This is a genomic window from Pseudomonas sp. TJI-51, from assembly GCF_000190455.2.
Classification (GTDB): Bacteria; Pseudomonadota; Gammaproteobacteria; order Pseudomonadales; family Pseudomonadaceae; genus Aquipseudomonas; species Aquipseudomonas juntendi.
In genome coordinates this window covers 1-5,476 of sequence record NZ_AEWE02000194.1, presented here as the reverse complement: position 1 = coordinate 5,476, position 5,476 = coordinate 1, and the positions used below count along the sequence as shown (strand labels likewise).

Genomic DNA, 5,476 nt, shown 5'->3' with positions numbered 1-5,476 from the left:
TGCCTGCTGTGGCAGGGGGGCGGGGGGGGCCCGCCGGCCCGGGGGGGGGGGGAGCCGGTGCAGCCAGGTGCGCCGCCAGAAGAACAGCCGTTCGCTCTGGATGAGGACCTGCAAGCCGACGCCGATGCGGATTTCGAAGCCATGCTGGCCCAGGCCGAGCCGCAACCCGCGGTCGACCTGTCGGATTTCGACCTCGATGTCACCGAACCCGTCACCCCCGCTGCTGCGCCAGCAGCCGACACCGCCGCGGGCGATGTGGCTGCCGAGCTGGCGGCCTTCGACAGCGTGCCAGAGTTCGATCCGGTCTCCGAGTTCGATCTGCCCTCGGACTTCGACTTGTCACTGTCGCTGGAAGACGACTCGCCGGCAGACAAAAGCTTTGCCTCGGAACTCGATGACGTGAACGCCGAGCTGGACAAGCTGTCGCAGAGCCTGGAGGCGCCCTCGCTGGAACCGCACTTCACCAGCGAAGATGCAGCCGCGCAGCCAGAGCCGGAGCCGCTGGACGATCTCGACTTCGACTTCTTTTCCGGCAGTGATGAAGTGGCCACCAAGCTGGACCTGGCTCGCGCCTATATCGACATGGGCGACAGCCAGGGCGCACGCGATATCCTCGACGAAGTGGTCAAGGACGGCGACGACACTCAGCGCCAGGAAGCCAAGGACATGCTGTCCCGGTTGGTCTGACGCAAGCGAGGCGGCCATCGGTTACAGTGGACAAGCAACGGCAGCCCTACGCGGCTGCCGTTGTCGTTATAATCCCCGCCATTTCGTACACCCCACAGGTTTCATGCTCTTGGACATCATCGACACCGCCGCCACCGAATCTGCGGCCGAAGGCTACTCCCGCATCGCCCTGGGCGTGGAATACAAGGGCGCACGCTACCGCGGCTGGCAGCGCCAGGCCAGCGGCGTGCCCAGTGTCCAGCAGGCCTTGGAGCAAGCGCTGTCCAAGGTCGCCAACGAGCCGATCGCCGTGGTTTGCGCCGGCCGCACCGATGCCGGTGTTCACGGTTGTGGGCAGGTTGTGCATTTCGACACCCGTGCCGTGCGCGACGAACGTGCCTGGACCATGGGCACCAACTTCAACCTGCCGCACGACATCAGTGTGGTCTGGTCGCAGCCGATGCCGGCTGATTTCCATGCTCGCTTCAAGGCATGCGCCCGGCGCTACCGCTATGTCATCTACAACGACCCGATCCGCCCGGCGCACCTGGCCGAGGAGGTGACCTGGAACCACCGCCCGCTCGACGTCGAGCGTATGGCCCAGGCGGCACAGTCGCTGCTCGGCACGCACGATTTCAGCGCCTTCCGCGCCAGCCAGTGCCAGGCCAAGTCGCCGATCAAGCATATCTACCACCTGCGGGTTACCCGCCATGGCCAGATGATCGTGCTGGACGTGCGCGCCACCGCCTTCCTGCACCACATGGTGCGCAACATTGCCGGCGTGTTGATGGCCATCGGTAGCGGCGAACGCCCGGTGAGCTGGGCGCGTGAGGTGCTGGAAGGGCGTGACCGCCGCGAAGGCGGGGTAACCGCCCATCCCTATGGGCTGTACCTGGTGCAGGTGGAGTACCCCGACACGTTCACCCTGCCCAGGCGTTACATTGGCCCACACTTTTTAAGCGGTTATGAAGGGTTGGCGGACTGACGGGCGAAAAGCCATTTGCTAACATCCGGCCTTTGACCGTTATCATCAGGGTTCGCGTTTCATGAGCTATGTTCGCAGCAAGATCTGCGGGATTACCCGCATTGAAGACGCGTTGGCTGCTGTCGAGGCCGGGGCCGATGCCATCGGTTTCGTCTTTTATGCCAAAAGCCCACGCGCAGTGGACGTGCGCCAGGCGCGGGCAATCATTGCTGAACTGCCGCCGTTCGTGACCACGGTAGGGCTGTTCGTCGATGCCTCGCGGTGCGAATTGAACGAGATCCTCGAAGTGGTTCCACTGGACCTGCTACAGTTCCACGGCGATGAAGCCCCGGAGGACTGCGAGGGCTACCACCGCCCCTGGATCAAAGCCCTGCGGGTGCGCCCGGGCGATGACCTCGAGGCAGCCTGCCAGCGCTATGCAGGCGCTCGCGGCATCCTGCTCGATACCTATGTGGCGGGTGTGCCTGGGGGAACCGGCGAGGCGTTCGACTGGTCCCTGGTACCGGCGCGGCTGAGCAAACCGATCATTCTTGCCGGTGGGCTTTCGGCGGCCAACGTCGGCGAGGCCATCGCCCAGGTACGGCCCTATGCGGTGGATGTCAGCGGTGGGGTGGAGCAGGCCAAGGGCATCAAGGACGCCGCGAAGATCGAAGCCTTCATGCAGGCGGTGAGGCAGGCGTGATGGCAGATGTGACGGCTGGCTGCGCGCCATCGTCCATAGCATTCGCAGCCCTGCCGGGCAGCCGCACCCATGGTGGCGGCAACACAACGCATTAGCGGTGGAGTGGCGCGCTGGAAGCCCCGGCGGCCGCTCCATCATCGTTTCGTAACAGATTTTGAGCTCAAGGGCAGGGCAGGCCGACGATAACGGCCCCGCCTGCCAATACTGGAGAAAAAAAGCATGAGCAACTGGTTAGTCGACAAACTGATCCCTTCGATCATGCGTTCCGAGGTGAAAAAGAGCTCGGTGCCTGAAGGCCTGTGGCACAAGTGCCCGTCCTGCGAGGCCGTGCTGTATCGTCCGGAGCTGGAAAAAACCCTCGATGTCTGCCCCAAGTGCAACCATCACATGCGCATCGGCGCACGCGCGCGCATCGACATCTTCCTCGACGCCGAAGGCCGTGCCGAACTGGGTGCCGACCTCGAGCCGGTCGACCGCCTGAAATTCCGCGATGGCAAGAAGTACAAGGACCGCCTCACCGGCGCGCAGAAGCAGACCGGCGAAAAAGACGCGCTGATCTCCATGAGCGGTACCCTGATGGGCATGCCGATCGTGGTCAGTGCCTTCGAGTTCTCGTTCATGGGCGGTTCCATGGGCGCCATCGTCGGTGAGCGCTTCGTCCGCGCTGCCAACTACGCCCTGGAGCACCGTTGCCCAATGGTCTGCTTCTCCGCTTCCGGCGGTGCGCGCATGCAAGAGGCGCTGATCTCGCTGATGCAGATGGCCAAGACCTCGGCGGTGCTGGCGCGCCTGCGCGAAGAAGGCATTCCGTTCATCTCGGTGCTGACCGACCCGGTCTACGGCGGTGTATCCGCCAGCCTGGCCATGCTCGGCGACGTCATCGTCGGCGAACCGAAGGCGCTGATCGGCTTCGCCGGCCCGCGCGTGATCGAACAGACCGTACGCGAAAAGCTGCCGGAAGGCTTCCAGCGTAGCGAGTTCCTGCTGGAGCACGGCGCCATCGACCTGATCATCTCCCGTGGCGAACTGCGCCCGCGCCTGGCTCGCCTGCTGGCGCAGATGACTGGCCAGGAAACCCCCGAGCAAGCGCGTGAGGCGGCTGCCGTCGCGTGATGAAACAACGATCCCTGGGCGAATGGCTCGCCTACCTCGAGCAGTTGCACCCCTCGGCCATCGACATGGGCCTGGAGCGGTCGCAGCAGGTGCTTGCCCGGCTGGCGCTGGGTAAGCTGGCGCCCCGTGTGGTGACCGTGACCGGCACCAACGGCAAGGGTTCGACCTGTGCCTTCGTGGCCTCGTTGCTGCGCGCCCAGGGGCTCAAGGTCGGCGTGTACAGCTCGCCGCACTTGTTGCGCTACAACGAGCGGGTGCTGATCGATGGCCTGGAGGCCAGCGATGGGCGCCTGTGCGAAGCCTTCGCCGCCGTGGAGGCGGCGCGGGGCGATATTTCCCTGACCTACTTCGAGATGGGCACGCTGGCTGCGTTCTGGTTGTTCCACCAGTCGCAGCTCGATGCCGTGGTGCTGGAAGTGGGTCTTGGCGGGCGCCTGGACACCGTGAACGTGGTGGACGCCGACCTGGCCCTGGTGACCAGTATCGGCGTTGACCATGTCGATTACCTGGGCGACACCCGCGAGCAGGTGGCCTTTGAAAAGGCCGGTATCTTCCGCCCGGGCAAACCGGCCCTGTGCGGCGATCTCGACCCGCCACAACCGCTGCTGGACAAAGCCGCCGAACTGGCAGCGCCATTGTTCCTGCGCGGCCGTGACTTCGACCTGGCAAGCGCCGAAAACGGCTGGAACTGGCGTGGCACTGCAGCCGATGGCGCGCCCGTTGAGCTGAACGGCCTGCCGTTGCTCGACCTGCCGATGGAAAACGCCGCGCTGGCCCTGCAGGCGTACCTGTTGATGGGCCTGCCGTGGGATGCCGCGCAGGTGCGCCAGGCGTTGCTGGATACCCGGATTACCGGGCGTCTAGACCGTCGCCAGCTGGTCTGGCAGGGCCGGCCGGTGGAGCTGCTGCTGGATGTCGGGCACAACCCGCATGCGGCGCAGTACCTGGCCCGGCGCCTGGCGAGCCGGCCGCTGAAGGGGCGCCGGCTGGCGGTATTCGGCCTGCTCGCCGACAAGGACCTGGCAGGCGTGGTCGCGCCGCTGCACGGACTGATCGATGACTGGGCCGTGGCCCCGCTGGACACCCCGCGCAGCCGGCCGGCTGCCGAGTTGGCCGACGCCTTGACGAACCTTGGCGCGGCGGTGAAGTCTTATGCCGGAGTCGACGCGGCCCTCGAAGGGCAATGCGCGCAGGCAACGGCAGATGACCAGATCGTGCTGTTCGGTTCGTTTTTCTGTGTCGCCCAGGCCCTGGCGTGGCTGGAGCGGCATGCCCAGGAGGGTTGAGTAGATGGCAGTGCTGGATAAAGGGATGAAACAGCGCATGGTCGGTGCGCTGGTGCTGGTGGCACTGGCGGTGATCTTCCTGCCGATGCTGTTCACCCGCGAGGACGAGATGCGCCAGGTGCGCGTCGAAGCCCCGCAGGCACCTGCCATGCCCAGCCTGCCGGAAGTGAAGGTAGACCCGGTGACCGTGCCGCAGCCGCAGGAAGTTCCTGAAGCACCGCAGTCGGCGCCGGTGGTGGTCGACGAGTCGACTGCCCCTGCCAGCACGCCCAGCCAGCCGATCACGGCATCGCCGCAGACCCAGGCACAGGCCCAGCCGGCCAAGCCGCAGGCCGCCGCACCGGCGGCCAAGGTCGAAACCAAACCTGCAGCGACGCCGGCCCAGGCTGCGCCATCGAAGATCGACGTCAACGGGCTGCCGGTCAGCTGGTCGATCCAGCTGGCCAGCCTGTCCAACCGCGCCGGTGCCGAGAAACTGCAGCAAACCTTGCGTAGTCAGGGTTACAACGCCTATATCCGTTCGGCCGGCGGCATGAACCGGGTGTATGTGGGGCCATTGATCGAGCGCGCCGAGGCCGAGCGCGTACGCGATGCGGTCAACCGCCAGAACAGCCTGAAGGGCTTTGTGGTGCGCTTCCAGCCTGAGCGCGGCTGATATCGCCGGGGCGGCTTTGCCGCCCATCGCCGGCAAGCCACACACACAGAGAGATCGCATCAGGGCTGGCAGGTGTTTGTCAGAAGATA

6 protein-coding genes are annotated in these 5,476 nt (G+C 65.6%); all 6 read left to right on the top strand.

Annotated features, from left to right (window positions below; genetic code table 11):
* A partial coding sequence (locus G1E_RS30035; RefSeq protein ID WP_305728871.1) for a FimV/HubP family polar landmark protein occupies positions 1-687 on the top strand: 687 nt, incomplete at its 5' end.
* 103 nt (positions 688-790) lie between these two features.
* Positions 791-1,651 carry a tRNA pseudouridine(38-40) synthase TruA gene (gene truA, locus G1E_RS26840; protein ID WP_009686022.1) on the top strand — a complete coding sequence of 287 codons (861 nt, stop codon included), beginning with the start codon at positions 791-793 and terminating at the stop codon, positions 1,649-1,651.
* Between the two features lie 61 nt (positions 1,652-1,712).
* On the top strand, positions 1,713-2,333 hold the full coding sequence (locus tag G1E_RS26835; RefSeq protein WP_009686023.1) for a phosphoribosylanthranilate isomerase: 621 nt from the start codon (positions 1,713-1,715) through the stop codon (positions 2,331-2,333).
* Between the two features lie 219 nt (positions 2,334-2,552).
* Positions 2,553-3,446: an acetyl-CoA carboxylase, carboxyltransferase subunit beta gene (accD, locus tag G1E_RS26830; RefSeq protein WP_009686024.1), complete on the top strand. Its 894-nt coding sequence runs from the start codon at positions 2,553-2,555 to the stop codon at positions 3,444-3,446.
* On the top strand, positions 3,446-4,732 hold the full coding sequence (gene folC, locus G1E_RS26825; RefSeq protein WP_047150289.1) for a bifunctional tetrahydrofolate synthase/dihydrofolate synthase: 1,287 nt from the start codon (positions 3,446-3,448) through the stop codon (positions 4,730-4,732). Before accD ends, folC begins: the two co-directional genes overlap by 1 nt.
* A 4-nt stretch (positions 4,733-4,736) precedes the next feature.
* Positions 4,737-5,387, top strand: coding sequence for an SPOR domain-containing protein (locus G1E_RS26820; protein ID WP_009686027.1), 651 nt, complete (start codon positions 4,737-4,739; stop codon positions 5,385-5,387).
* Positions 5,388-5,476 lie beyond the last annotated feature (89 nt).

Bases quoted from the DNA above. Each gene is read 5' to 3' on its own strand.
- folC (WP_047150289.1), top strand. From the start codon at position 3,446: ATGAAACAACGATCCCTGGGCGAATGGCTCGCCTACCTCGAGCAGTTG.
- accD (WP_009686024.1), top strand. From the start codon at position 2,553: ATGAGCAACTGGTTAGTCGACAAACTGATCCCTTCGATCATGCGTTCC.
- truA (WP_009686022.1), top strand. From the start codon at position 791: ATGCTCTTGGACATCATCGACACCGCCGCCACCGAATCTGCGGCCGAA.
- G1E_RS26820 (WP_009686027.1), top strand. From the start codon at position 4,737: ATGGCAGTGCTGGATAAAGGGATGAAACAGCGCATGGTCGGTGCGCTG.
- G1E_RS26835 (WP_009686023.1), top strand. From the start codon at position 1,713: ATGAGCTATGTTCGCAGCAAGATCTGCGGGATTACCCGCATTGAAGAC.